The 23,412-nt window shown below is 53.2% G+C and carries 15 protein-coding genes and 1 pseudogene; 11 read left to right on the top strand and 5 right to left on the bottom strand.

Annotated features, from left to right (window positions below):
- Positions 1-14 precede the first annotated feature (14 nt).
- Together DB48_RS16690 and DB48_RS16685 are read right to left on the bottom strand one after the other, a co-directional pair.
- On the bottom strand, positions 15-1,517 hold the full coding sequence (locus tag DB48_RS16690) for a tryptophan halogenase family protein (RefSeq protein ID WP_041511328.1): 1,503 nt from the start codon (positions 1,515-1,517) through the stop codon (positions 15-17).
- A gap of 134 nt (positions 1,518-1,651) precedes the next feature.
- Positions 1,652-4,381, bottom strand: coding sequence for a TonB-dependent receptor (locus DB48_RS16685; RefSeq protein ID WP_041511327.1), 2,730 nt, complete (start codon positions 4,379-4,381; stop codon positions 1,652-1,654).
- Positions 4,382-4,867: 486 nt separating this feature from the next.
- Between DB48_RS16685 and DB48_RS16680 the strand changes: the two genes are divergently transcribed.
- The 4 genes and pseudogenes from DB48_RS16680 (at position 4,868) to DB48_RS19965 (ending at position 12,926) form a co-directional block, all read left to right on the top strand.
- Positions 4,868-6,493 carry an alpha-glucosidase gene (locus tag DB48_RS16680; RefSeq protein WP_041511326.1) on the top strand — a complete coding sequence of 542 codons (1,626 nt, stop codon included), beginning with the start codon at positions 4,868-4,870 and terminating at the stop codon, positions 6,491-6,493.
- A 140-nt stretch (positions 6,494-6,633) separates the two neighbouring features.
- Complete coding sequence (locus DB48_RS16675) at positions 6,634-7,899, top strand: sugar MFS transporter (RefSeq protein ID WP_041511325.1); 1,266 nt, start codon at positions 6,634-6,636, stop codon at positions 7,897-7,899.
- 159 nt (positions 7,900-8,058) lie between these two features.
- Positions 8,059-9,278, top strand: a pseudogene (locus DB48_RS16670) (RsmB/NOP family class I SAM-dependent RNA methyltransferase).
- Positions 9,279-9,506: 228 nt separating this feature from the next.
- On the top strand, positions 9,507-12,926 hold the full coding sequence (locus DB48_RS19965; RefSeq protein WP_160290158.1) for a DEAD/DEAH box helicase: 3,420 nt from the start codon (positions 9,507-9,509) through the stop codon (positions 12,924-12,926).
- 28 nt (positions 12,927-12,954) lie between these two features.
- Here DB48_RS19965 and DB48_RS16660 read toward each other — a convergent pair whose 3' ends face one another.
- Positions 12,955-13,374, bottom strand: a complete 420-nt coding sequence (locus tag DB48_RS16660) for a secondary thiamine-phosphate synthase enzyme YjbQ (protein WP_041511324.1) — start codon at positions 13,372-13,374, stop codon at positions 12,955-12,957.
- A 329-nt stretch (positions 13,375-13,703) separates the two neighbouring features.
- Between DB48_RS16660 and DB48_RS16650 the strand changes: the two genes are divergently transcribed.
- The 6 genes from DB48_RS16650 (at position 13,704) to DB48_RS16625 (ending at position 20,025) form a co-directional block, all read left to right on the top strand.
- Complete coding sequence (locus DB48_RS16650; RefSeq protein WP_041511322.1) at positions 13,704-15,629, top strand: VRR-NUC domain-containing protein; 1,926 nt, start codon at positions 13,704-13,706, stop codon at positions 15,627-15,629.
- A 264-nt stretch (positions 15,630-15,893) separates the two neighbouring features.
- Positions 15,894-16,421, top strand: a complete 528-nt coding sequence (locus DB48_RS16645; RefSeq protein ID WP_052813835.1) for a TlpA disulfide reductase family protein — start codon at positions 15,894-15,896, stop codon at positions 16,419-16,421.
- Positions 16,411-16,644 (top strand): DUF4266 domain-containing protein, encoded by a 234-nt coding sequence (locus tag DB48_RS16640; protein WP_041511320.1) that lies wholly within the window; start codon positions 16,411-16,413, stop codon positions 16,642-16,644. Before DB48_RS16645 ends, DB48_RS16640 begins: the two co-directional genes overlap by 11 nt.
- Positions 16,645-16,680: 36 nt before the next feature.
- Complete coding sequence (locus tag DB48_RS16635; RefSeq protein WP_235375434.1) at positions 16,681-18,252, top strand: DUF3570 domain-containing protein; 1,572 nt, start codon at positions 16,681-16,683, stop codon at positions 18,250-18,252.
- Positions 18,249-19,223, top strand: a complete 975-nt coding sequence (locus tag DB48_RS16630) for an FAD:protein FMN transferase (protein WP_235375433.1) — start codon at positions 18,249-18,251, stop codon at positions 19,221-19,223. The genes DB48_RS16635 and DB48_RS16630 overlap by 4 nt, the downstream gene beginning before the upstream one ends.
- A gap of 226 nt (positions 19,224-19,449) precedes the next feature.
- A complete protein-coding gene (locus DB48_RS16625) occupies positions 19,450-20,025 on the top strand; it encodes a GIY-YIG nuclease family protein (RefSeq protein ID WP_041511319.1) in 576 nt (191 codons plus the stop codon).
- A gap of 693 nt (positions 20,026-20,718) precedes the next feature.
- On the opposite strand, the gene asnS is transcribed toward DB48_RS16625, so the two are convergent.
- The gene (gene asnS, locus DB48_RS16615) at positions 20,719-22,119 is read right to left on the bottom strand and encodes an asparagine--tRNA ligase (protein ID WP_041511317.1); all 1,401 of its coding nucleotides are present in this window, start codon (positions 22,117-22,119) and stop codon (positions 20,719-20,721) included.
- A 246-nt stretch (positions 22,120-22,365) separates the two neighbouring features.
- On the opposite strand from asnS, the gene DB48_RS16610 reads away from it, so the two are divergent.
- The gene (locus tag DB48_RS16610) at positions 22,366-22,701 is read left to right on the top strand and encodes a hypothetical protein (RefSeq protein ID WP_041511316.1); all 336 of its coding nucleotides are present in this window, start codon (positions 22,366-22,368) and stop codon (positions 22,699-22,701) included.
- A gap of 121 nt (positions 22,702-22,822) precedes the next feature.
- On the opposite strand, the gene DB48_RS16605 is transcribed toward DB48_RS16610, so the two are convergent.
- Positions 22,823-23,398 (bottom strand): CoA pyrophosphatase, encoded by a 576-nt coding sequence (locus tag DB48_RS16605; protein ID WP_041511315.1) that lies wholly within the window; start codon positions 23,396-23,398, stop codon positions 22,823-22,825.
- Positions 23,399-23,412: the final 14 nt, after the last annotated feature.

Here is a 23,412-nt window from a genome sequence, read left to right as displayed (position 1 = left end):
CTGGTTATCCTTTTTTACTCTGACTGCGCGGCGCAGTGTTGTTTGAGGTAGTCATCATGACTCGCCATGGCGTCAGTCGTCTTGGTGATGATTCTGTTTAGATTACGGAGTAGTTCTGTGGTTTGCTCTGTTGTCAGTGCGCTAGCGAGGGGATGGGCACTCGCAGGCATGAGTCCTTGCCCCAGCATCACCTGGGTCCAGGCATTTTCGCTAAAGAGGGATTCCTGGGGGCAATCTATTACGCCCGTGGCGGAGAATAATGCCATCTTGGCAGTTAAGGTATCTGGTACCGACATCTCGCGGCAATGTTGCCAAAATTCGTCATTATCTCTCTGATTTAATTTGTAATGTAAGATAATAAAGTCTCGGATCTGTTCAAACTCTTCGGCCGATTGGCGGTTATATTCGTCCCTCAGTGCATCCATATTCAGCGGGTTAGGGAAAAGCTTTAACAGGCGTATGATACCGCTTTGAATGAGATGCAGACTGGTGGACTCCAGAGGTTCTAAGAAGCCGCTTGAGAGCCCCAGTGAGACACAGTTTTTATGCCACTGCTTGGCGACGCGTCCCGGGATGAACTGGATCTTTCTCGGCTCGCCAATTGGCGCGCCGTCTATATGCTTTTCCAGCAGTGATAAGGCCTCATCGTCACTCATGTATTGGCTCGAGTAGACGATGCCATTACCGGTCCTGTGTTGTAGTGGGATCTGCCAGCACCAGCCTGCCTTATGGGCGCTGGCACGGGTATAGGGGCGCCTTGGCCGAGTTGCCATCGTCGGCATGGCGATGGCGCGGTCACACAGGAGCCATTGGCGGTAATCCAGATACTCGACGTTAAGCGCCTGTTTGATGAGGAGGCCGTGAAATCCCGAGCAATCCAGATAGAGATCGCCGCGGATCCTCTCGCCGTTTTCGAGTTCGAGACAGTCGATATCACCGCTGTCGCCATCTAATAGGACTCGGGTTATCTTGCCTTCTTTACGGTTAACGCCGTTTTGCTGGCTGTAGTGTGCCAGCAGCTTACCATAGAGGCCTGCATCGAAATGGTAAGCATGATTGATCCCAGGAAGATCTGTGCCAGGAAGGTGAGCTAAGGGTTGAAACCGATTGGCCTTAGCGGCTTGATAGTTAAGGGAGTATCGCCAATAGTCACTTGCCGACTCAGGCTTCGACTTTAGCCAGAGGTGGCGAAAGGGGGTGAGCGCAAGATCTTTGCCCTGAGTGCCGAAGGCGTGCATGTACGCCTGATCCTGTTTGAGCCAATGCTCAAATTCGATCCCCAGCTTGTAGGTGCCCTGAGTCGCCCTAAGAAAGTCGTGTTCGTTAATGCCTAATGCGCGGTTGAAGAGCTGCAGAGGGGGGATGCTGGCTTCGCCAACACCGACGGTGGCGATTTGATCTGACTCGATCAGGGTGATCTCAAGTTGCGGGCCCATCATGCGACTAAGCATGGCTGCCGCCATCCAACCTGCGCTGCCGCCACCTACGATGACCAGGTGTTTAATCTCTGATGTCATGGCTTGCTCCTTAACTTACACCTTAAAAACCTACGCTTTAAAAACTTGTGCTTTAACAACTAGGACAATAATAGTCACCTTAAAAAAAAGCCCCCGTAACAGGGTTACAGAGGCTAATTTAAAGGCGTGTTAGCTTAGAACTTGTAGTTCAAACCTAACATATAGTTGCGACCATAGTTTTGGAAATCGCGTACTTCGCGCTTGTCATCACCAAAGTAAGAGGTGAATGGCTCGTTGGTCAGGTTGTTTACCTGGAAGAGCACCGACAGACCGTAAAGGGCGTCAATTCCACTCTCAGAGAAGTCATAACCAATCTGCGCGTCGACAACCGTCTCCGCCTTGATGTTCACGTTTTCACGCTGCAGGCTGATCTTGGTGACTTCACCCAGGAAGTCGCTACGGTAGCGGGAGCTGACGCGAGCACTGAAGCCTGCGTTTTCGTAGTAAACCGTGGCGTTAAAGGTCTTCTCAGACAGACCCGGTAGCGTTGTTGGCTCGCTGTCAGGCGTCTCTTTCACTTCGCTATCGTTGTAGGTACCGCTTAGGATGGTACCGAAACCTTCCAAGCTGTCGGCGAACAGACCGAAGTCCAGTGATAGTGAGGCTTCGATACCCTGTACGTAACCGCCTTGACCATTCTGTGGCTGAGTCACGTTACCGATAGGATTACCAGGTTGCTCAGGGAACAGCTCACCAAAGTTGAAGTTGGATTGCTGATCATAGATATAGTTTTCCAGATCCTTGTAGAACACAGCCAGGGCGAAGTAGCCTTGATCGCTGAAGTAGTTCTCGTAGCTGATATCGTACTGACGGGCCAACCAAGGACGTAGATAAGGGTTACCTGCACCACCGGACCAGTTAACACCATCTGTTGGATTGGCGTTATAGCTGAAGTTAACGTTGGCGTTCATCTTATCCATGCGTGCACGGGTAAGGGTACGTGCAGCGGCGACGCGTACCATCTGACCTTCGGCGACTTCGAAGCCAAGGTTGATGCTAGGCAGCCATTCTGTGTATGTGTCACCGGCAGTAATAGGCGTCTTGACTACCGAGCCACTGTCGACTGTTGCGACCGTGCCATCTGAGCTTTGGTCTGTGTGCACAGCCTGCAGGCCGATGTTACCCGTGACAGGGATATCATAAAGATCTGTCTCAAGGTTTACCTTAACGAATGCCGTAGTCACCTCTTCAGATACATCCCATGAGTTGGTGGCGCGGCTCAGATCGACCGAATCTGCGTTGGTTTCTATATAGTTACCATCGTTGTAGAAGGCGAGTGAGTCGTAGCTCAGCATGTCGCCCATACCGAAGAAGTCCAGTGACGTTGGGTCTAACAGGTACTTTTCTGGCACGGTCAGCATATCTGGGTAGCCTTTAAGCGTCAGATAGTAGCCGTTGTCGCGCTTGCTCTTTTCACGGTCGGTGCGATTCACACCAAATTGGATGCTGCTGATAGCGCCATCATCGAAGATATACTCAGCCGCAAGGCGCAGTGACTTAAGCTCATCTTCAATCTCTGGCTTGTTGATAAAGCCGTCTTGGCTGCTAGGACCCATTGGATCGCCCCAGCTAAAGGCGCCGCCTAGCTTGATCAGATCGGGATCTGCGTAGTCCAGGTTATGGGTGAAATCGTATCCGCCCTGACCATCGTATTCGAAACCTAAGCTGTCGGTGGCACCGTTGTTGTTACCGCGACCAGTACCGGCATAGCTTTCCATACCCAGATCGGTACGGCTCGCCTTTGAAAGGGCAACATCGGCTTCGATATTCCAGTTGTCGTTGATGGCGTATTTGTTGTTCCAACCAATCGACAGTGATTCGGCGTCACGCACGTTGATGTCGTTACGTACGATAACGGCAGCGTCGTTGATCACCCCTTTGGTCACCAGACCGTCTTGGGTTTCCAGCGCAGTGATGCCTGAGTTTGCCCAGCCGCCACCCCATTGACCTGGGATCTCGATGCCGCGAAGACGCTGTTCGTCTTTAAACTTGGTGTAGTAGAGGTCGATAACAGACTTAAAGCTGTCGTTTGGCTGATACTCGAATACGGCGAGTACACCGTCGCGCTCAAGTTCGCTCGAGCGAACGAATGGCTTGGCACCACCGAGTACCTTTGGATTATTAGCATCATAGTCTAGCTCGGGGTAACCCCAGGCTTGCCAGCGCTCTTCCTGGTTAGGCGACTGCATACGGGCGTAACCCAGTGCAATACCTATGGTTTCATCGGCAAATTGGTCGATGTATGAGATGCTGCTGCGATATCCCTTGTCGGTTGAATCGCTGTTAAGTGCACCAAGATCGTTCATCTCACCGCGAAGTGAGACAGCCACTGTCTGTTCACCATGAATTAGGGGGCTAATGGTCTGCATATCGACGGTACCGCCGATGGCTTGTGCCATCACAGAGGCATCCGGCGTCTTGTAAACCACAACGCGGTTTAGCAGCTCAGAAGGGTATTGGTCGAACTCAACACCACGGTTGTCGTTCACCGAGGCCTGTTCGCGGCCGTTTAAGGTGGCGGTCGTAAAGTCTGGGCCCAGACCGCGAATCGAAATCACGTTCGCGCGGCCATCGAGACGCTGCGCGGCAACACCCGGCAGGCGAGCTAACGACTCGGCGATACTCACGTCCGGTAACTTACCTATGTCTTCAGCCGAAATGGCTTCGACCACAGATGATGAGGACATCTTGAGTGATTGAGACTCTTGTAAGCTGCGACGGATCCCGGTGACTTCAATCACTTCGATCGACTGCTGGGCTTGCGCTTGGTCTTCTGTCTCTACCGCGTCTGCTGCAAAACCCTGCACACTGACACCGGCGGTAAGCAGGGCTAGCGTGAGTAGGTTAGGTTTAAATTGAAACATCCATCTTCCCCTTTTTTCACTCTATTCATTCTGTATTACTTCTTATGTGTGAAATTAAGGGGGGACCCTTGTTCACAGCTATATAGGTGAATGAGAGTGCTTGTTATTGTACTTGTTTCTAAGTTGTTATGTAGCAGACCCGATACTACTCTCGCATTCGTCGCGGTCACAATATTATGCATACGTATTCAAAAGTGACCCAAGCCTCATAAAGGCCACCATTTGGGGTGCGCAAGGTCACAAAACAGCCCGCCAAAATCAGATTAACTATATGTTTTTATTTACCTTTACTCTAGATGTCTAGAAGGTGCTTCACGCCTGTCTGTTTTGCATACGTATGCAGTGGTGTTGAACCCGATTTCCCGGATGACGTATGCTCGTTTCATTCTAATAACAATTGTTCGTCGACAACGATTGGGTAACAGGTATGCAACCCGAAGGCAGGCAGCTGCCTTTAATATAGTCGTTGGTGACATAGGGGCGATAATGAACCAACTCTACTGGTGGCGCGGCGCCGTCATCTATCAGATCTATCCTCGCAGCTTAATGGATTCCAATGGCGACGGTGTCGGGGACCTACAGGGTATCATCAGTAAACTCGATTATATTGCGAGCCTGAATGTCGATGCCATCTGGATCTCGCCTTTCTTCAAGTCACCGATGAAAGACTTCGGTTATGACATCAGTGATTACCTGGCTATCGATCCGCTGTTTGGCACCATGGACGACTTCGACGAGCTGATCGACAAGGCCCATGGTCTGGGGATCAAGGTGATTATCGATCAGGTGTTGAGTCATACCTCAGATCAACACGCCTGGTTTAGCGAGAGTCGTCAGAGCCGCGACAACGCCAAGCAAGACTGGTATGTCTGGGCCGATCCTAAGCCCGACGGGACGGCGCCGAACAACTGGCTGGCGATCTTCGGTGGCTGCGCCTGGGAGTGGGAGCCACGTCGTCAACAATATTATCTGCACAACTTCCTAACCAGTCAGCCGGATCTCAACTTCCACAACCCTGATGTGCGCCGCGCGGTGCTGCAGAACGTTAAGTTCTGGCTCGATAAGGGAGTGGATGGCTTCCGCCTGGATGCGATCACCTTCTGCTATCACGACGAGCAGCTTAGAGACAATCCGGCCAAGCCCGCAGACAAGCGTCAGGGCAGGGGCTTTAGCGAAGATAATCCCTACGCCTACCAGTATCATTACTTCAATAACACCCGCCCGCAGACCGTCGGCTTTATCGAGGAGCTGCGCGCGCTGATCGACCAATATCCCGGCGTGGTTACCCTGGGCGAGGTCTCATCGGAAGACTCGCTGGCCACCATGGCCGAATATACCCAGGGTGAGGATCGCCTGCATATGGCCTACAGCTTCGAGCTGCTCACCGATGACTTTAGCCCGGCTTATATTCGCCATACTGTCGAGGCGCTTGAGCAGAGCATAGGTGATGGCTGGCCCTGCTGGGCGATAGGTAATCACGACGTGCAGCGTGTCGCGACGCGCTGGGGCCGAGAAGCCTTCAATGCCGACATGGCCAAGATGCTCAATGCTTTGCTCTGTTCCCTCAGGGGCAGCGTCTGTAGCTATCAGGGAGAAGAGCTGGGTCTGGGTGAGGTAGAGATCGCCTATGAACAGCTACAAGATCCCTTTGGCATCACCTTCTGGCCTATGTTCAAGGGGCGTGACGGTTGCCGAACGCCTATGCCTTGGCGTCATGACGCTAACCATGGCGGCTTCAGTGACAATAGCCCCTGGCTGCCTGTACCGGCTGCTCACAAGGCGATGGCGGTCGACGTTCAAGAGGCCGATCCCGCGTCGATTCTGAATCACTACCGCCATATGCTGACCTGGCGTAAGCAGCACCCTGTGTTGATCTCGGGTGATATCAAATTTATTGAGTCAACTGACGCACTCTTGGTGTTTGAACGACGCCTAGGTGAGCAGAGCTTATTAGTGGCCTTTAATCTGAGCGGCGAGCCACAAAGCTACAGCCTTGCAGGCGAGGGGGCAACCAGCTTGACGCCTTTGGCCGGGCACGGTCTGCCTAAGGCTGAGCTGTCGGGTGATTCGATACAGTTTGCGCCCTTTGGCTGTTTCTACGCCGTTAACTAGAGGCTTAGCTATCTAGGTCTCCAGAAATCAGGGCTCAAAACAATCTATTTGCGTGAAAATTTTTAACAGCACAATCGGTTAACAGCACAATCGGTTAACAGCACAACCAGAAAGATAAAATAACAAAAGAGAACTTAACCATGGCAATGATGCAACAAAGTAGCACGGCTACCGGGGTCGGTGGCGAGCAGGAGAACTATCGTTTTGCGTTAGTCTCCCTGACTTCGCTGTTTTTCATGTGGGGCTTTATCACCTGTCTAAACGACATATTGATCCCCCACCTTAAGGCGGCGTTTTCGCTGAACTATGCCGAGGCGATGCTGATCCAGTTCTGCTTCTTCGGCGCCTACTTCCTGGTCTCTATGCCGGCCGGTAAGCTGGTGAGGGCCCTTGGCTATCAGAAAGGGATAGTCACAGGCTTGCTGATCGCGGCGCTGGGCTGCGCGCTCTTCTATCCTGCTGCTGCGCTGGCGACTTACGGTCTCTTCTTGGGCGCACTGTTTGTGCTGGCCTCTGGGATCACTATCTTGCAGGTGGCGGCAAACCCCTATGTTAACGCCCTGGGCAGCGTCGAAACCGCCTCTAGCCGTCTAAACCTGACCCAGGCCTTTAACGCCTTGGGCACCACAGTTGCGCCTTACTTTGGCGCCGTGCTAATTCTCTCGGTTGCCGTTGAAGCCAGCGAGACCCTGACCCAGGCACAGGCCGAGGCGGAAGTGGTTAAGCTGCCTTATCTGATCCTCGCCACTGCCCTTGGTATTCTGGCGTTGGTATTTGCCAAGCTGGATCTGCCGCAGATCAAAGAGCATTGCCAAAGCGGTGAGCAAGGCGAGCTGGTGCATAATGGCAAGACCAGCGCGCTGCAATCTGTTCACCTAGTACTGGGCGCCGTGGGTATCTTCGTCTACGTGGGCGCCGAGGTCTCTATCGGTAGCTTCCTGGTTAACTTCCTGGCCCAGGATGACATTGCCGGACTCAGTGAGGCCAGCGCCGCGAGTTACATCACCTATTACTGGGGCGGTGCCATGGTGGGTCGCTTCATCGGTAGCGCCGTTATGCAGAAGGTGCCTGCCGGTACCGTACTTGGTTTCAACGCCCTGATGGCGGCGCTCTTGGTTGCGCTGGCCATGACCAGTACGGGTAACGTCGCCATGTGGGCGATTCTGGCGGTTGGCCTGTTTAACTCCATCATGTTCCCAACCATCTTCAGTCTGGCACTTAGGGATCTTGGCCCTCACACCTCACAAGGTTCTGGTGTGCTCTGCTTGGCCATCGTGGGCGGCGCGATCCTGCCGCTGCTGCAGGGTGTGCTTGCCGATAATATTGGTATCCAGCAGGCCTTCTTCCTGCCAATCATCTGTTACCTGTTTATTATGTTCTATGGCGTGAAAGGGTCTAAGCTTTAAGGCCTAATGCGTTTACCGTAATGCCATTAGTAAGAGGCAAGCAGCAATGCTTGCCTTTTTTATTGCCAGAATGGCTGCTAGCGCTTGCCTAATAGGGGCTTAACTCCTATGATCGCCAGCGATTTTTATTATCTAGGCTCTGCTACTTTAGGCTCTACTATGTTAAATGCGTCGCTATCTCCAAGTTCAACCGAATTAGTTATCAATGTGCTGGCCATGGTGCTGGAAGAGGGCAAACCGCTGGACAGAGCCTATTCCCATCACTTCTCTGGACTGAAGCTAGCACCGTCCGAGCAGGCGCGTATCACCTATGTGACCGGCGATCTGCTGCGCCGCCTCAACTTCTACTGTCATCTGGCCGATATCTCAACCGATGAGATAACCCGTATGGGATCACGTCTGCTCAATGCCTGGCACATGGCTAACGAGCTGCCTATTCCTAAGTTGCAGTACACCCTGGCGATCGAAGAAAGCGATTTTAACCAGCGTTTAGCCGATGCCAAGCAGCAGGAAGCCCTGTTCGATGGCTGCCCCGAATGGCTCGATAACTTGGGCCAGCAGCGTTGGGCGATGACTGGGCCAAGGAGCGCGCCGCGCTGGCAAAGGCGCCTAAGCGCTATCTGCGCGTCAACCCGCTCAAGACAGATCGTGAGGATCTGGCTAAGCGCCTGGCCAAAGAAGGGGTCGAGACTCGTGAGGTGCCAGGTGTGCCGAGTGCGCTCGAGGTTATCTCTGATGCGGCGCTGTTTCGCACCGAGAGCTTTAAGCAGGGGCTGTTTGAGCAGCAGGACGCTGGCTCTCAGCATGTCGCGGCGGCGGTAGGCGCAGCGCCCGGCATGCGAGTGATCGATGCCTGCGCTGGCGCTGGTGGTAAGACGCTTGCCATTGCCGCGCAGATGCAGGGTAAGGGACGCCTGTTGGCCATGGACGTTGAGCAGTGGAAACTGGATAACTTGAAGCAGCGAGCGCGCCGCGCCGCAGCCCATAACGTCGAGACCCGCATCATTGCCAGCACCAAGACCATCAAGCGTCTTAAATTGAGCGCCGACAGGGTGCTGCTGGACGTGCCTTGTTCTGGCCTTGGGGTTCTCAAGCGTAATCCCGATGCCAAGTGGCGTGATACGCCGGAGCGTCTGCCGGTATTGGTCGAGCTGCAAAAGGAGATCCTGCAGAGCTATAGCCGCATGGTGAAGGTCGACGGCATCTTGATCTACGCCACTTGCTCCATCATGCCACAGGAGAATCGCCAGCAGGTAGATGCCTTCCTGGCTGCCAATCCACACTTTAGCTTCATCGACGATGAAACCGTTAGCGTGGCCGACAGCGGCTTCGACGGCTTCTACTTGGCGCGCATGAAACGCACCGCGATCTCTGCTTAATCTGCATTAAGTGATCTGGGTCACAGGTGTCGGCTCAGGGCGTGAGTAACTGCGCAGTAAGCCGACACTTGCCTCCTTTTGGGCTACAACAGGCCCAACAAATAGTGATATCATCTCTCCTTTCAATCGCTGATCTTGGTCTATCTGCTTTTTTCTCGGACGATGTTATTACAAACGGCTGTACAAGAGTTTTCACATCAAGAAAGGTTTTCTGCGCTGCAAGCCCTGTTGGATGGTCGGCTGCTGGAGTGTCAGCGCCGCGCCCATATTATTCGTGGTGTCTTCGCGGGCGAGCCTAAGTTATCTTGCCAAGTCTCCCTTAACGATCAGGGTAAGGTTAGCGGTCGTTGTGACTGCGGTCAGCCACGCTGTCTGCATCAGGCGGCCTTGGTGATCGAGCTGGCGGCTCATAGCGCACTCGAAGAGCAGGGACGTTCCAGGCGCTCAGATACGGCGATTCGCCTGTTTCGCAGCGATCTCAAGGAGCGTTTCGATCCTTTCCCCACCATGGCACGCCATCGCATCCTCTACCTGTTAAGCCCGAGCGAGACAGGTTTGCAGCTCAAGGTGTTAAAAGGCTATCTCAACAAGAATGGCCGCTATCAGCTCAAGGGGCCTTTAGGCTTCGAGCTGCTGCAGAGCCAGCCTGTGCCCAAGTATGTCAGTCAGACAGATCTCAAGTTACTGCACCTACTCAGAGAGGTTACCGGCGAGGCAACGGGTGAGGCTTTTAGCTCCGAAACTAGCCCTAGCATTAGCCCTGACATTAGCCCAGAAATCACTAGTGAAAATTTGCGTGTCGATAGCATTCAATCACAGCTACCCGAGTACCTAAGCCCTGCGGTGTCACGCCTGGATGCACTGGCAGAGCAACAGCAGGTGTTGCAGGCTGGAGCCTCCCTTGAGCAGGCGATCCTTATCGATCTCAAGTGTTCGCTCGCTAATGACGCCTTTTGCTCCTCACTGCCTCTTTCCAGTGAACATTCAGCCACACTCGACAGTGATTTTTATCGCCTGCTGTTTGCTAGCGGACGCTGTTTCTTTGGCAAGGTGGCGGGTGAGCCCGTGCGTCTGGCGACCCACTATGATGAAGATTATCTGGACGAGGAGTTCATTTTGCCGCTTTGCGCCGGGGTCTGGCTAGATACCTGCTCGGGCACGGGGATCCTAGATAAACGCCAGGATCAGCGGATTAATCAACAGTTGTTAGAGGGTGTGGATTTGGACAGTGACTGGCTACCACGCCTGGAGATCGCCCGCGAGAGCCTGGAGCAACACTGGCACGAGCCTATGTTGTCGCCCTTAGATGTCGCGAAATTTTCTATGGTCCATCGCGGAAGGCGCTATGATTTCGAAGCGTTAAGTTACCTGGGCGCCGGGCATAAGGCCTTTATGGCGCAGTTTGCCAAGTGTCAGCTGATGCTCAACCCCTTACCCTTACTCACTAGCCAATTTGAACCTGCGGTCACCGAAACCCTCAACTATGGCCTACGATTGGTACCGGGCGAGGTGAGCGAGCATGTGATCTTGCTGCGCACCCTGTCGCTTAAGGGCTGGCAGATTGAACTGGTGGCCAAACAGCGTTTCGTTCAGGTGGCGGCCAATGCCTGGTATGGCGAGGTAAACAGCGCCGACAAGGATTGGTTCGAGCTTAGCCTGGGTGTCGAGGTAGAGGGTAAACGGGTTAATCTATTGCCTCTGCTGGTTAACCTGATTCGCCAAGGCAAGCTAAGCCGGGATTTCACGACCAGCCCAGCGCTAAACACCAGCCCGGATATAGGCACTAGCCCGGCGCTAATCACAGGTGCTGAGCTGTCTGATAAACAGGGGAGCGAGCAGCCGCTACAGGAGGTGGCGCTCGAGCTAGAATCTGGCGCGATCCTGACGCTGCCGGCGACCCGCGTGCAGCGAATACTTGCTGTGCTGGACGAACTCTTTACCCAGCAGCCCCTAAACGATCAGGAGAAGTTGCTGCTGGCCAGGCATCACCTCGGTCGCATCCCGCTGCTCGATGACGCCTTGAGTCAGTCAAAGCAGGCGCTCACCTGGTCGGGCGAGGCCAAGCTAAGGCAACATGCCAAGGCGCTAGGCCGTTATCTCAATGAGTCTCAAACCCGGCGAGGCGACCGGCTAGGTACCGCGGACTTTGTCGCGCCCGATGGGCTCAACGCCGGGCTGCGCCCCTACCAAGTAGAAGGGGTCGCCTGGCTACAATTTATCAAGCAACATGGCTTTGGCGCCATACTGGCAGACGACATGGGCCTGGGTAAGACGCTGCAGACCCTTTGTAGCATCCTATTGGATAAACAGGCCGGTGTGTGTAAGGCGCCGGTGCTGGTTGTGGCGCCCACCAGTTTGCTCAGCAACTGGCAGCGAGAGATCGCGCAGTTTACCCCTAGTCTGACGAGTTTTATCTGGAGCGGCCGTGCCCGCCACGATAATGAGCAGGCGCTGACCCATGTCGATGTGCTGATCACCAGCTACGGCATCTTGGCTCAGGATGCCGAGCGGCTGACCAAGCTTAACTGGCATCAGGTGATCCTGGATGAGGCACAGACCATCAAAAACAGCCGCAGCCGCATCACTAAGTTGGTGAACCGCCTGCAGACCAAGCATCGTCTCTGTTTGACGGGGACGCCGATGGAGAATCATCTGGGTGAACTCTGGTCGCTGTTTCATTTCCTGATGCCGGGCTTTCTCGGCACCGCGACCCAGTTTCAGCGCCAGTTTAAACAGCCGATAGAGAAAGATCATTGCGACACCAGCCGCCAACGACTGGCGCAGCGTCTGGCGCCCTTTATGCTCAGGCGCACCAAGCGTCAGGTGGCGACCGAACTGCCGACCAAGACGGTGATCAACACCCTGATTGAGCTGAGCCAGAGTCAGTCGGATCTCTATGAGACCATACGCCTGACGGTGGCAGAGCAGGTGCAGCTGGCGCTGCGGCAAACCGGTGCTAAGGCGAACCGCCTGATGATAAGCAACGCACTGCTTAAGCTTCGCCAGGTCTGCTGTCACCCGTCGATGCTCAATCTGGCTCAGGCTGGCGAGCGCGCGCATCTTGCCGAGGCCAGCTCTGAGGGCGCAGAAACAAACGCGAAGAATACCGCCTACGACGGCGGTCAGGATGAGGCTAACATCGAGTCTTCCAAGCTAGCCTGGTTAGAGAACAAGTTACCGAACATGATTGAAGATGGCCGCAACATTCTCATCTTCTCCTCCTTTACCAGCATGCTGGATCTGATCGCCGAGCAATTGGATCGCCAGCAGATAGGCTATGAGATGCTTACCGGGCGAAGCCGCCATCGCGATCGCATCATAGAGCGTTTTCGTCGCGGCGAGGTCAATGTGTTTCTCATCAGCCTAAAGGCCGGTGGGTCAGGACTCAACCTGACCGAGGCGGATGTGGTGATCCATGTGGATCCCTGGTGGAATCCCGCTGCCGAAGAGCAGGCCAGCGATAGGGCCTACCGTATCGGGCAAGACAAGCCGGTATTCGTCTATAAGCTGATCTGTCAGAATACGGTTGAGGAGCGTATTCAGCAGCTGCAGCAGAGCAAACAGGCGCTGGCCCAAAGCATGTATCAGACCGAGAGCCTCACGGCCGCCGAGATGGATAAAGATGATTGGCTGGCCCTCTTGTCCTAGATTAGTTGTTCGAGATTAGTTGCCTAGATTATTCGCCCTGGATGGTGAGTAACAGGGTACGGCCCCCGGCGCGGTTGCGTGCCTCGCACAGGTAGATCCCTTGCCAGGTACCCAGATTGAACTCGCCGTCGGTGATAGGTAGGGTAAGTTCCGCCCCCAGAATCGACGATTTCAAATGGGCCGGCATGTCGTCGTCCCCCTCATAGGTATGGGTATAATAGGGCTCATTCTCAGGGACCAAACGGTTAAAGAAGCGCTCAAAGTCTTCCCGTACACTGGGGTCGGCATTTTCGTTGAGCGTGAGTCCCGCCGAGGTATGTTGTAACAACAGATGGGCGAGACCTATCTTAATCTTGCTAAGCTCTGGGGCGGCGCGATAGATCTCTTCGGTGATCAGATGATACCCGCGTTGTTTCGGGGGCAGATTTATCTCGACTTGAATCCACATGATGATTTTTCCTACGCTGTTTTATCGCCAAATGCTGGCACTTTTTGTTATTTTGCTAAGAGTGCGCCAACTCCCTAAGCTTGTAAAGCCTGCCGTAGAGTCTGTTTGATGGGTCTTGCCGCTTAGCGTTTAAAGCAGCGATGATGAAGAGAAAAATACAGGGGCAGAAAAGGTTAATGGTTAAGCAAAAACGGGGAATAGTAGAGAGGCATACACAAGGTAACACCGTGCGATCGGCGCCGCTAATGCCTGCGCCGCTAACCACGTCATCATCACCGTCGTCGCCAGCGCCGTCAAAGCCATCAACGCCATCAAAGCAAGCCGCCAAGATGCCACCTGCATTGCCAGTTTATTACTACCTTAATAATTTCAACACCATGCTCCAAGGTGTTCAGCACCGCTATGGCGATCTGCTCGATGAGCTCGAGCTGGGCTTCATCAACACTTTTTCGGCGTTGGGACAGGATGCTCAGTGCCTGCTGGTGAGACTCATCTCGCGTAAGGGCCCCTGGTTCTGCCTGCCTCAGCTTAGCTACATTGAAATCAAAGATATCCCGGCGGCCATCTCGCAGCTGCACGCTCACGAACTGATCGACTATGAGCGGCCCGAAACGAGCTGGCTGCTGCAAAAGAGCACCAAGGCGGAGCTTATTAAGGCCTTGGTAGCGCAAGATTCCAGTCAAGCAGAGCCTGGCAATCCAGAGGCTTCGAACCTCGACTGTGCGGCGATTAAGCGTCTGAAGAAGAGCGAGCTTATTGAGTATGCCCAAAACGCGGGCCTATTGGCGCGACTGCTTGTGGGGCTGGCGCCCGAGCAGCATTGGTTCTGCCTGAGCCCCAAGGTCGTCTATCGACGCTTCGAGTTACTCTATTTCGAGCGTATGAGTCAGTCCCTGAGTCAGTTTATCTTGGCCGATCTTGGTATTCATAATTTTGAAGCTTATTCGGTGAGTGTCGCCAGTCGCAGTTTCAATACGCGAGCGGAGTTAGAAGGCTTGTATGCGTTATCTAATCTATACCGGGAGTTTGAAGAGGGTGGGTTGGGTGGTAAGCCATGCGACCTTGATGTCAAAAAATTTGATTCATTTTGCCAGAGTCTCACCGAGCTGCCCGATTTCTTTAAAGAGGCAGACAATGAAAAGCTGAACCGCATGACCCAGGTGCTCTGGCTAATGGCGGCGCGCCAATTGGAGCGCTTAGGCCTTTTTGAGCGCGCATTAGCCTTTTATGCTAACACAGAGAGACCGCCGAGCCGGGAACGCCGGACTCGCTGCCTGAATAAGCTTGGCCGCGATGATGAAGCGCTAAGGCTAGTTGAGCTGATGTTAGCAGAACCTATGGAGGAGAGTGAGCGTCTGGTCGCAAGGCGTTTGCAGAAAAGCCTTCATCGCAGCCTGAGACGGGCGGCGCCCAAGTCTTGGCAAGGGGAGTTTGATACCTTCAAACTTGAGTGTCAGCGCACAGCTACCGATGAGAGCCAGGAAGATGGAGCCTTAAACGCCGAGCGTGTCGAGCAAATCGCCGCCAGGCATCTGACTCGTGTGCAGGATAAGAAGCTGCATCTTTGCGTTGAGGTGGAAAATCGCTTGTTTGCTAGCCTGTTTGGCCTGGCCTTCTGGGACATTATCTTCGCCGATGTACGTAGCGCCTTTGCCAATCCCTACCAGAGCAGGCCGAGCGATATGTACCACAGCGACTTCTATCCACGGCGCAAGCGTGCCATAGATGCGCGCCTTGCGGCGTTGGCCTCTGGCGACATCGAGGTGATCGTCAGTCACTTTCACGCCAAACGCGGGATCACCAACGACTGGGTACACTGGCCCTTGTTTGAGGAACTAAGCCACGATGACCTAGGGTTGGAATCAGCCCAAAACCGAGACAAGGAGAAGACACCCCTGTTACTGCAGCTGGCACTGGGTGCATTCAGCGGTGCTTTTCTGGCAAACCTATTTCGACATATGCTGTTCGATCTTCGCTACTATCGTGCTGGCTTTCCCGATCTCATCTGTTTTCATCTAGACCTAGACCTAGACCTAGAGCTAGAGCTAGAACTGGAGCGTCCTAGCAGTGAAGATAGCCGGGAAGACGGCTTACCAAATCTTCAGCATAACGGGGTATCCGCCGAGCTTATCGAGGTAAAAGGGCCGGGAGATAGCCTAAGAGACAATCAGATCATCTGGCTGGACTGGTTTAATCGTCACGGCGTTAAAGCCAGTGTCTGTTATCTCTCCTGGGCAGAATCTTCAGTGGAATAACACTGCTCAGCATGTTTTGGGTTAATACCGTCTAGTCTATGTTACGCGATTCGAATCTTTAGCTGTTCCCATCAGCTGTATTTTTGCTAACCTCGCATAATGAGATACAAGGTTCTAACACCTTGAAGCTATTTAGAGACAGTACGTAGAGACAGTTCGTAGAGACAGTTCGTAGAGATAGCGCGTAGAGACGCTGCTTAGGGATAGCGCTTAGTGATAGTGTCCCTCTGGTGGCAACAAATGGAATGATGTGAGGAGATAGCGATGCAAATTGTCGGGCGCATTAAAAGCGCAGCGGGGAGACGCCTATCTATGGCGCTGCTGCTATGTCTGTCGAGCTTGCCCCTGTGTCACGGCGCGCCGCGATTAGATCTCAGTGCGAGCACCTTGAGTGGCGAGCAGGTGTCACTCGAGGCCTACAAGGGCAAGGTGGTCTATGTGGATTTTTGGGCCTCTTGGTGCGCGCCCTGTCGCGACTCTTTTCCCTGGATGGAGCTGATGCATCAGCGCTATGGCGATAAGGGGTTGGCGATCGTCGCGATCAATCTCGATGAAAAGCGTGAGATGGCAGGGCCATTTCTGGCCGACTTCACGACCAGTTTCGATATCCTCTATGATCCCAAGGGCGAGGTGGCGAGTCACTTTAATCTGCAGGGGATGCCCAGTAGTTATTTGTTTGATAGCGAAGGGCGCCTGGTCAGCGAGCATCTGGGGTTCTTTAAGTCGAAGCAACTCGCCGTCGAGCAGGAGATCCAATCGCTATTGATGAAGAGGGCAAAGGATGAAAACTAGTGCAAGCCGCGTGAGCATTCTGTTGGCCCTGTTGCTCGCCCCCTTAATTACTGGCTGTGCCAACCTTGGAGTAAAACCCTGGGAGCGGGGGCAATTTGCCCGCCAAGATATGCAGCTTGAAGCCGATGAGATGGATATGGCGATAGAAGATCATATCTATTTCAGTAAGGAGGGCGCCAGTGGCGGTCGTACACTCGCCGGTGGTGGCTGTGGTTGTAACTAGGTTGTTTTACGAGATAACAGGGAAAAGGAAGATCGCGTGAGCGACAAGAAGGACAGATTGACTCCCAATCGGATCGCAATTTCAAATCAGTCTGCAAGCAAGGTGGCTGCCGAGTCGCCAGCGCCACTAGAGAGTGCATGGGCGAAGGCAGCTCAGTCGAAAACCCGACAAGCGCCTCAGCTACAAGCGCCTCAGCCACAAGAGCCTCAGCTACAAGCCGAGCAACAAGCCCCGATATCTGACAATGATTCTGTGATGGCATCGCTACTGGTGGCCAGCAGTCTGTTTCTCGGTGTCGGTGGGGCAACCTTGAGTCAGCAGGCGATGGCCAATGACCAAGCCAGCGTCAATCCTGGTGCAGTTTCTCAGACGAGTGAGAGTGCCACCGAGCGAGATGAAACCGATCTTCTCGCCGGGGCGACCATCGATGCCGCACTGGTTTACTATCAGGAGCAGGACAGGGTCACGGCGGCAGAAGGCATTATTAACTACCGTCAGGCACTGGACGATACCAATATCATTCGCGGCAAGATCGCCTTAGATGCATTAACCGGCGCCTCGGCAAATGGGGCTGTGATCCAGGCGCGGCCCCAAAGCTTTACCCGTCCCTCGGGCACCGGCGTCTATCAGGCCAGCAGCGGCGAACTGCCACTGGATGATACCTTCAAGGATACCCGACTACAGCTGAGTGCCAACTGGCAGCATCTGTTCTCCGCCAAATGGCAGACGAGTCTCGGCGGGTATCTCTCTCGCGAGTATGACTACACCTCGCTGGGGCTGAACGCCGGTGTCGAGCATTCCCTTAACCAGAGCAATACCCAGGTGTTTGCCGGCGCGGCCTACTATTTCGATATCGTTAATCCTGTGGGCGGGCGACCAGTTGGGTTGAGTGAGATGGTGTTTCGAGAGGACTTTGCCAGCGAGGCCGAGTTTAGGCAGGCTTTCGATGCCACCCGCTATTACGATACTGCCCTCAAACGCACGCTCGATCTGAATGTCGGGGTGACCCAGACCCTGAATCGTCGCTGGCAGGCTCAGCTAAGCTACGGCCTCTCCAGTGTCAATGGCTACCTTAATGACGCCTATAAGGTCGTAAGCCGAATCGATACTAGTGGACGGGCCCTTGGCTATCATTATGAGCTGCGCCCCGATGAGCGGCTCAAACATAACCTCTACCTGATGACCAAGGGCGCCTTAGATAGCGGCACGCTCACCTTCTCCTATCGCTACAGTGACGATGATTGGTCGCTTCAGGCCCACACCTGGGACGCGCGTTATCGCTATAACCTGAGTGCCGGTGCCTTTGTGCAGTGGCAGTTCAGGGCCTATCGGCAGCAGGCCGCCGAATTTTACCATCTCTATTTGACCGAGGCCGAGCCCTTGCCCGAATTTGCCTCGGCAGATCACCGTCTGGGTAAGATGCAGACCTATACCCTTGGCGTAAAATACGGTCAAAGGCTAGAGCAGGGGATGCTTGCCAGTGTGCGGCTTGCCTACTATCAGCAGCGGCCGCAGAACCCCGGCGTTGAACTTCCTGGTGAGTTGGCTGCCTTCGATCAGTTTCCTAGGCTCGATGCCATAGTACTGCAATTTGGGATGAGATTTTGAGCCTAGACTTTGTAGAGGGTTTAAACCTGTCACCACTGCTTGACGACGCTGCTGAGGTGCCCGGCTGCGAAGGACTCAAGGGCGAATTCAAGGCCATGGCCAGTCGCTGTGAGCTGCTGGTTCGGCCTAAACAAGACCCTAAGCGCAATGTGCGCCAAGAAGGTCTTGGTGAAGACCAGCGGGTCGCTGATGCGCTAGTGCGCGCCATGACCGAGGTCAAACGCATCGAGACCAAGTACAACCGTTTTAGCGATAGCAGCGAGCTTGCCAAGATCAATCGCGGCGCCGGCGGCTGGCAAGCCATAGACGACGAAACCCTGGGGCTGCTCAAATTCGCCGAGCACTGTTATCGGCTCAGTCAGGGCAAGTTTGATATTACCGCCGAGCCTGTATTAGCCCTCTGGCCATTCGGCGCGGGTCACGGCGAAAGCCTGCCCTGTGATAATAAGGTTAGGGCGGCGCTTGCTCAGGTAGGGTTTGAGCGACTCGTTATCGAAGATAAGCGCCTCTATCTGCCCGAGGGCATGGGGATAGATCTTGGCGGGATCGCCAAGGAGTACGCCGCTGATAAAGCCATGGCTATCATGACCAGCGCGCTGCCTGATCACGATCTGTTAGTGAATCTAGGCGGCGATATGCTTGCCTCGCCAGGCTGCGAGCGGCCCTGGCAGATAGGTATAGAAGATCCCCATGCACTCGATTCAGCGGCCAGGGTGGTGACATTTAAGAGTGGCGCGCTGGCCACCAGCGGTCATTCGCGCCGTTACCTCTTGAGTGAGGGTAAGCGCTATGGCCACATTATCGACCCAAGCAATGGCTACCCCGTCAAAGGCGCGCCGCTATCGGTCAGTGTATTTGCGCCTCAGTGTGTGGTCGCCGGTATGCTGGCGACCCTGGCCATGTTACAGGGGGAGATGGCCGAAGACTTCCTATCTCGTCAGGGCGTCGTTCATCACATCATCCGAGGCTAGCTTTTCATAAATAGCTTTCAGGCATTCAAGTCGCGGGAGCGAGTCAATATTAGTGCTCACTTTGCCGATTCTGGTGCTCGTTTATCCGGCATGTTTTTGGTAGAGTGTTTATAAATCAATGACTTTAGATTAGTAAGTCATCAATAATAGGTTTACTCAATCTGCATACGTGTTTTGCCAAATAGAGCGCATGCGTACTAATAAAAAGTTAGGTGCAAGGAAATACATGGCACAGAATCCATTTTATGTTTATGCCCTAAAAGATCCACGAGAAAAGCCTGCGAAAACCTTTTACATTGGAAAGGGGACTGGCAATCGTGCATGGGAGCATCAAGCACAAGTCGATGATTCAGAAAAAGGTAAAGTGATTCAAGCCATTCAAGATGCAGGCTTGTCCGTACTGCATACTGTAATCTCAGATAATCTAACAGAGGAACAGTCTCTCAAAATTGAAGCCGAGTTAATTGCTGGTTTTGGCATTCGCTCTCAGGGCGGAATGCTAACCAATCGAGTGAAACCCAATCCAAACAATATATCAAAGCGCATCAAGATCAATATCCCTGACGGATGCTATGAAAAAGCTCAGATGGGCTTGAGCATCCTCAAGTCAGCAGTTATGGAGTTGGCTAAAGCCAACCCGGAAGGCATAAGAAACTCTGATGCCGCTAAGTATCTTGGCCTCCAATCCGATTACGGCGGGGGTTCCAAGGATTATCTAAGTTATAGCGTCCTGGGTATACTAATGAAAGAAGGGCGTATGGCGCGTAACGAGAGAAAGAAGCACGTTGCTAAATCAGAGTAAGCACCTAATAAGTAAAAGAATTGAACGCAGCAAAGCTGCGTCCATGCTTTATGCGTTATACATAATCGAGGTTACATGGATATCTGGAACACGGACGTCATCGCTACAAAGTTAGCTGAAGACAAAATTGATCAAAAGCAGAAAACGATGTACTACGTCGCATGCTTCTACTTACAGGTTGTAGGAACTGTGATACCAATGTTTTTATTAGGGTATTCTTATTCGATCAACTTGTTTACGGCCACCTCTTATGTAGTCACCATGTTTGTATTTCATCTTGGCGCGTTCAAAGTTTACAGGTCTTGTGCAGACCATAAAAAGGCTAGTGTGTTAGATACGTTAGTCGTTCTCGGATTGCCAATAAGTATAAAAATCCAGATAGGATATTGGCTTACGTATTTTTTAATAACATACATCTTGAATGTAATACAGGCTTCACCCTACGCGTGGGTTGTCTATGGCTTTATAACCATGCCTATCATGGTTTGGTTGCAATTTCACCTAATTAAGCGAGCGGTCAATAAAAATTATCTATAACAAGGCAGGTCAGCATCGCACCTTCGGTGTTGAACTCGCGAACGCTCGCCGCTGGTCTGGGCGTTAGCCCATAGAAATTGCTAACTGAAATCTGAGCCCATAAAAAAACGCCCCGGAGGGCGTTTTTTGTAGAACTTGCTATGCACTTAGCTGGCTTTAGAAGTTTGCTGATTTAGGCGCGCGTGGGAATGGGATCACGTCGCGGATGTTCGATACGCCGGTCACGTAAGAAACCAGACGCTCGAAGCCCAGGCCGAAGCCTGAGTGTGGCACTGTGCCGTAACGGCGCAGGTCACGATACCACCAGTAATCTTCCTTGCTCAGACCCATCTCGTCCAGACGGGTATCTAGCACATCCAGACGCTCTTCACGCTGGGCACCACCGATGATCTCACCGATGCCAGGAGCCAGTACGTCCATGGCCGCTACTGTCTTGCCATCTTCGTTGAGACGCATGTAGAAGGCTTTGATATCTTTTGGATAGTTCTTCACGACCACAGGTGCCTTGAAGTGTTCTTCCGCCAGGTAGCGCTCATGCTCAGATTGCAGATCGATACCCCATTCGACATCGAATTCGAACTTTTTGCCACAGGTCTTGAGGATCTCGATGGCGTCAGTGTAATCCACCTGAGCGAAATCGCTGTTGACGAAGTTTTCAAGACGCTCGATAACCGTCTTGTCGACGCGCTGGGCGAAGAACTCTAGATCGTCACGACGCTCGTTAAGCACGGCGCGGAAACAGTACTTCAGCATACGCTCGGCAAGACCGGCAACATCGTTCAGATCGGCGAAGGCCACTTCCGGCTCAACCATCCAGAATTCTGCCAGGTGGCGACTGGTGTTTGAGTTTTCGGCGCGGAAGGTTGGGCCAAAGGTGTAGATCTTCGACAGTGCACAGGCGTAGGTCTCACCGTTGAGCTGACCCGATACCGTCAGGAAAGATTCCTTACCGAAGAAGTCTTCGCTGAAATCGACCTTACCCTCGTCGGTACGTGGCAGGTTTTCCAGATCCAGTGTCGACACGCGGAACATCTCACCGGCACCTTCACAGTCAGAAGCCGTGATCAGTGGGGTAGATACCCAGATGAAGCCTTCTTCGTTGTAGAAGTTGTGGATCGCGTGAGACAGACAGTTACGTACGCGAGCGACCGCGCCTATGATGTTAGTGCGAGGACGCAGGTGAGCCAGTTCGCGCAGATACTCGATAGAGTGACGCTTGGCCGCCATAGGATAGGTATCAGGATCTTCAACCCAACCTGTGACTTCAACCTTAGTCACCTGCATCTCAAACGCCTGGCCTTTACCTGGGCTTTCAACCAGTTCACCCGTCATCACGACAGAACAACCGGCCGTGAGGCGTAAGATTTCGTCGTTATAATTGTCTAAGCTATTTGGCACAACGCCCTGAATGGGATCAAAACAGGAACCATCATATACGGCAAGAAAAGAGATGCCGGCCTTGGAATCTCGGCGAGTTCTTACCCAACCGCGTACGGTAACTTGCGAACCAACCGCAAAATCACCTTTAAATACAGAAGCGACAGATGCAATGCTCATTGTTGCTTAGTTCTCCAACGAAACGTTTTATTAAAAATTTTGGAGGTTTATATTACCTTGCTGGTGGCTTTTCTCAAGGGAAAAACAGCAGATAGATTGGCCTAAAGGCAAATAAAATGGGCATTTCAGCCAAGGCAGGCTTAAGCGCCATAAAAAAGCGGCCTTAATCTGCTGCTTATCCGCTAATGGTGTTAGGCTGGAAAGCTTGTTATGCTTAAAATATGGCCAGTTAATTCAGTGGGCTAAATGAAAAAAGTCAAAATTTTCCAGATTTTTTTAGGCAGCTTGTCGATCTTAGGTTGGTCCCTGGCCGTGTATGCATTACTGCTCTTTGGTGAGGCCAGGCCGGATCGCGCCGTCGGTTACTTTCTCAGTAAGGGGGCCAGTGTGCGCCTCACCTGGGATCCCACCATCACCCTGAGGCTAGAGTATGTGATCTGGAGCTGCGCCGCTATCAGCCTGATTAACCTGGCCTTTAACTTTTATGTGGCTCATCATAGTCGCATGGGCTACTGGTTTAATATCCCACTTCTGCTGTTAACCTCGACCGCCGCGGGTCTCTATCTTAAGTTTTTTGTTTAGTGCTTTGGCCTGCCAGACTCCACTTTAAGCACTCGCAGAGCAAGCACGGGACTTATTCGCACCTTCCTTAGGTTTAAAGAGGGAAAGTCATTTTAGACTGGTCGCTTGAAGACTTATGGTTTTAGCGCGGGTCCCCTATCTGGCGACAGAGTCTGTCTATCATGGCGGCGGTGGCGCCCCAGATGAAATAGTCGCCGTAGGGAATGAAGTAGACGGGATAGTGTACGCCGCGGCGGGAGAACTGTTTCTGAATGCGATTGGCGGGATCTAGAAGGAAGCTTAGGGGTACGCTAAACAGCTCATCCACCTCGCCGGGATCGAGCACAGGCTCAAAGGCTTCTCTCACCACACCTATGATCGGTGCGATGGCAAAGCCGGTGAAGGTGTTAAACATGGGGTATTGGCCAAGGATTTCGACATTGTCGCGCGGCAGGGCGATCTCCTCAAACGCCTCACGCAGCGCGGTATCGGCGTAACTCTCATCACTCTTTTCAACCTTGCCGCCGGGAAAGCTTATCTGCCCTGGGTGGGCCCTTAGGTGGGTGGGCCTGCGCGTCAGCAGCAGCTCAAGTTCACCACTTTGTTCAATCAGGGGGACGAGTACGGCGGCCTGTCGCAGGGTGCGATGGATCTGCGGCCCTGTGTCCGTGGGCAGTTGGTGCAGAGCGTAGCGCCGTTTAAACTCGTCCAGTGTCATAATTGCCTAATTAC

The organism is Shewanella sp. cp20, from assembly GCF_000832025.1.
Taxonomy (GTDB): Bacteria; Pseudomonadota; Gammaproteobacteria; order Enterobacterales; family Shewanellaceae; genus Shewanella.
The sequence above is the reverse complement of the archived record's forward strand: the minus strand, read 5'-3'. Positions and strand labels throughout refer to the sequence as shown.

What these genes read in the sequence shown, in the direction of transcription:
- DB48_RS16690 (WP_041511328.1), bottom strand. Translation starts at nt 1,517, where the DNA reads ATGACATCAGAGATTAAACACCTGGTCATCGTAGGTGGCGGCAGCGCA.
- DB48_RS16685 (WP_041511327.1), bottom strand. Translation starts at nt 4,381, where the DNA reads ATGTTTCAATTTAAACCTAACCTACTCACGCTAGCCCTGCTTACCGCC.
- DB48_RS16680 (WP_041511326.1), top strand. Translation starts at nt 4,868, where the DNA reads ATGAACCAACTCTACTGGTGGCGCGGCGCCGTCATCTATCAGATCTAT.
- DB48_RS16675 (WP_041511325.1), top strand. Translation starts at nt 6,634, where the DNA reads ATGGCAATGATGCAACAAAGTAGCACGGCTACCGGGGTCGGTGGCGAG.
- DB48_RS16660 (WP_041511324.1), bottom strand. Translation starts at nt 13,374, where the DNA reads ATGTGGATTCAAGTCGAGATAAATCTGCCCCCGAAACAACGCGGGTAT.
- DB48_RS16650 (WP_041511322.1), top strand. Translation starts at nt 13,704, where the DNA reads ATGCCACCTGCATTGCCAGTTTATTACTACCTTAATAATTTCAACACC.
- DB48_RS16645 (WP_052813835.1), top strand. Translation starts at nt 15,894, where the DNA reads ATGCAAATTGTCGGGCGCATTAAAAGCGCAGCGGGGAGACGCCTATCT.
- DB48_RS16640 (WP_041511320.1), top strand. Translation starts at nt 16,411, where the DNA reads ATGAAAACTAGTGCAAGCCGCGTGAGCATTCTGTTGGCCCTGTTGCTC.
- DB48_RS16625 (WP_041511319.1), top strand. Translation starts at nt 19,450, where the DNA reads ATGGCACAGAATCCATTTTATGTTTATGCCCTAAAAGATCCACGAGAA.
- asnS (WP_041511317.1), bottom strand. Translation starts at nt 22,119, where the DNA reads ATGAGCATTGCATCTGTCGCTTCTGTATTTAAAGGTGATTTTGCGGTT.
- DB48_RS16610 (WP_041511316.1), top strand. Translation starts at nt 22,366, where the DNA reads ATGAAAAAAGTCAAAATTTTCCAGATTTTTTTAGGCAGCTTGTCGATC.
- DB48_RS16605 (WP_041511315.1), bottom strand. Translation starts at nt 23,398, where the DNA reads ATGACACTGGACGAGTTTAAACGGCGCTACGCTCTGCACCAACTGCCC.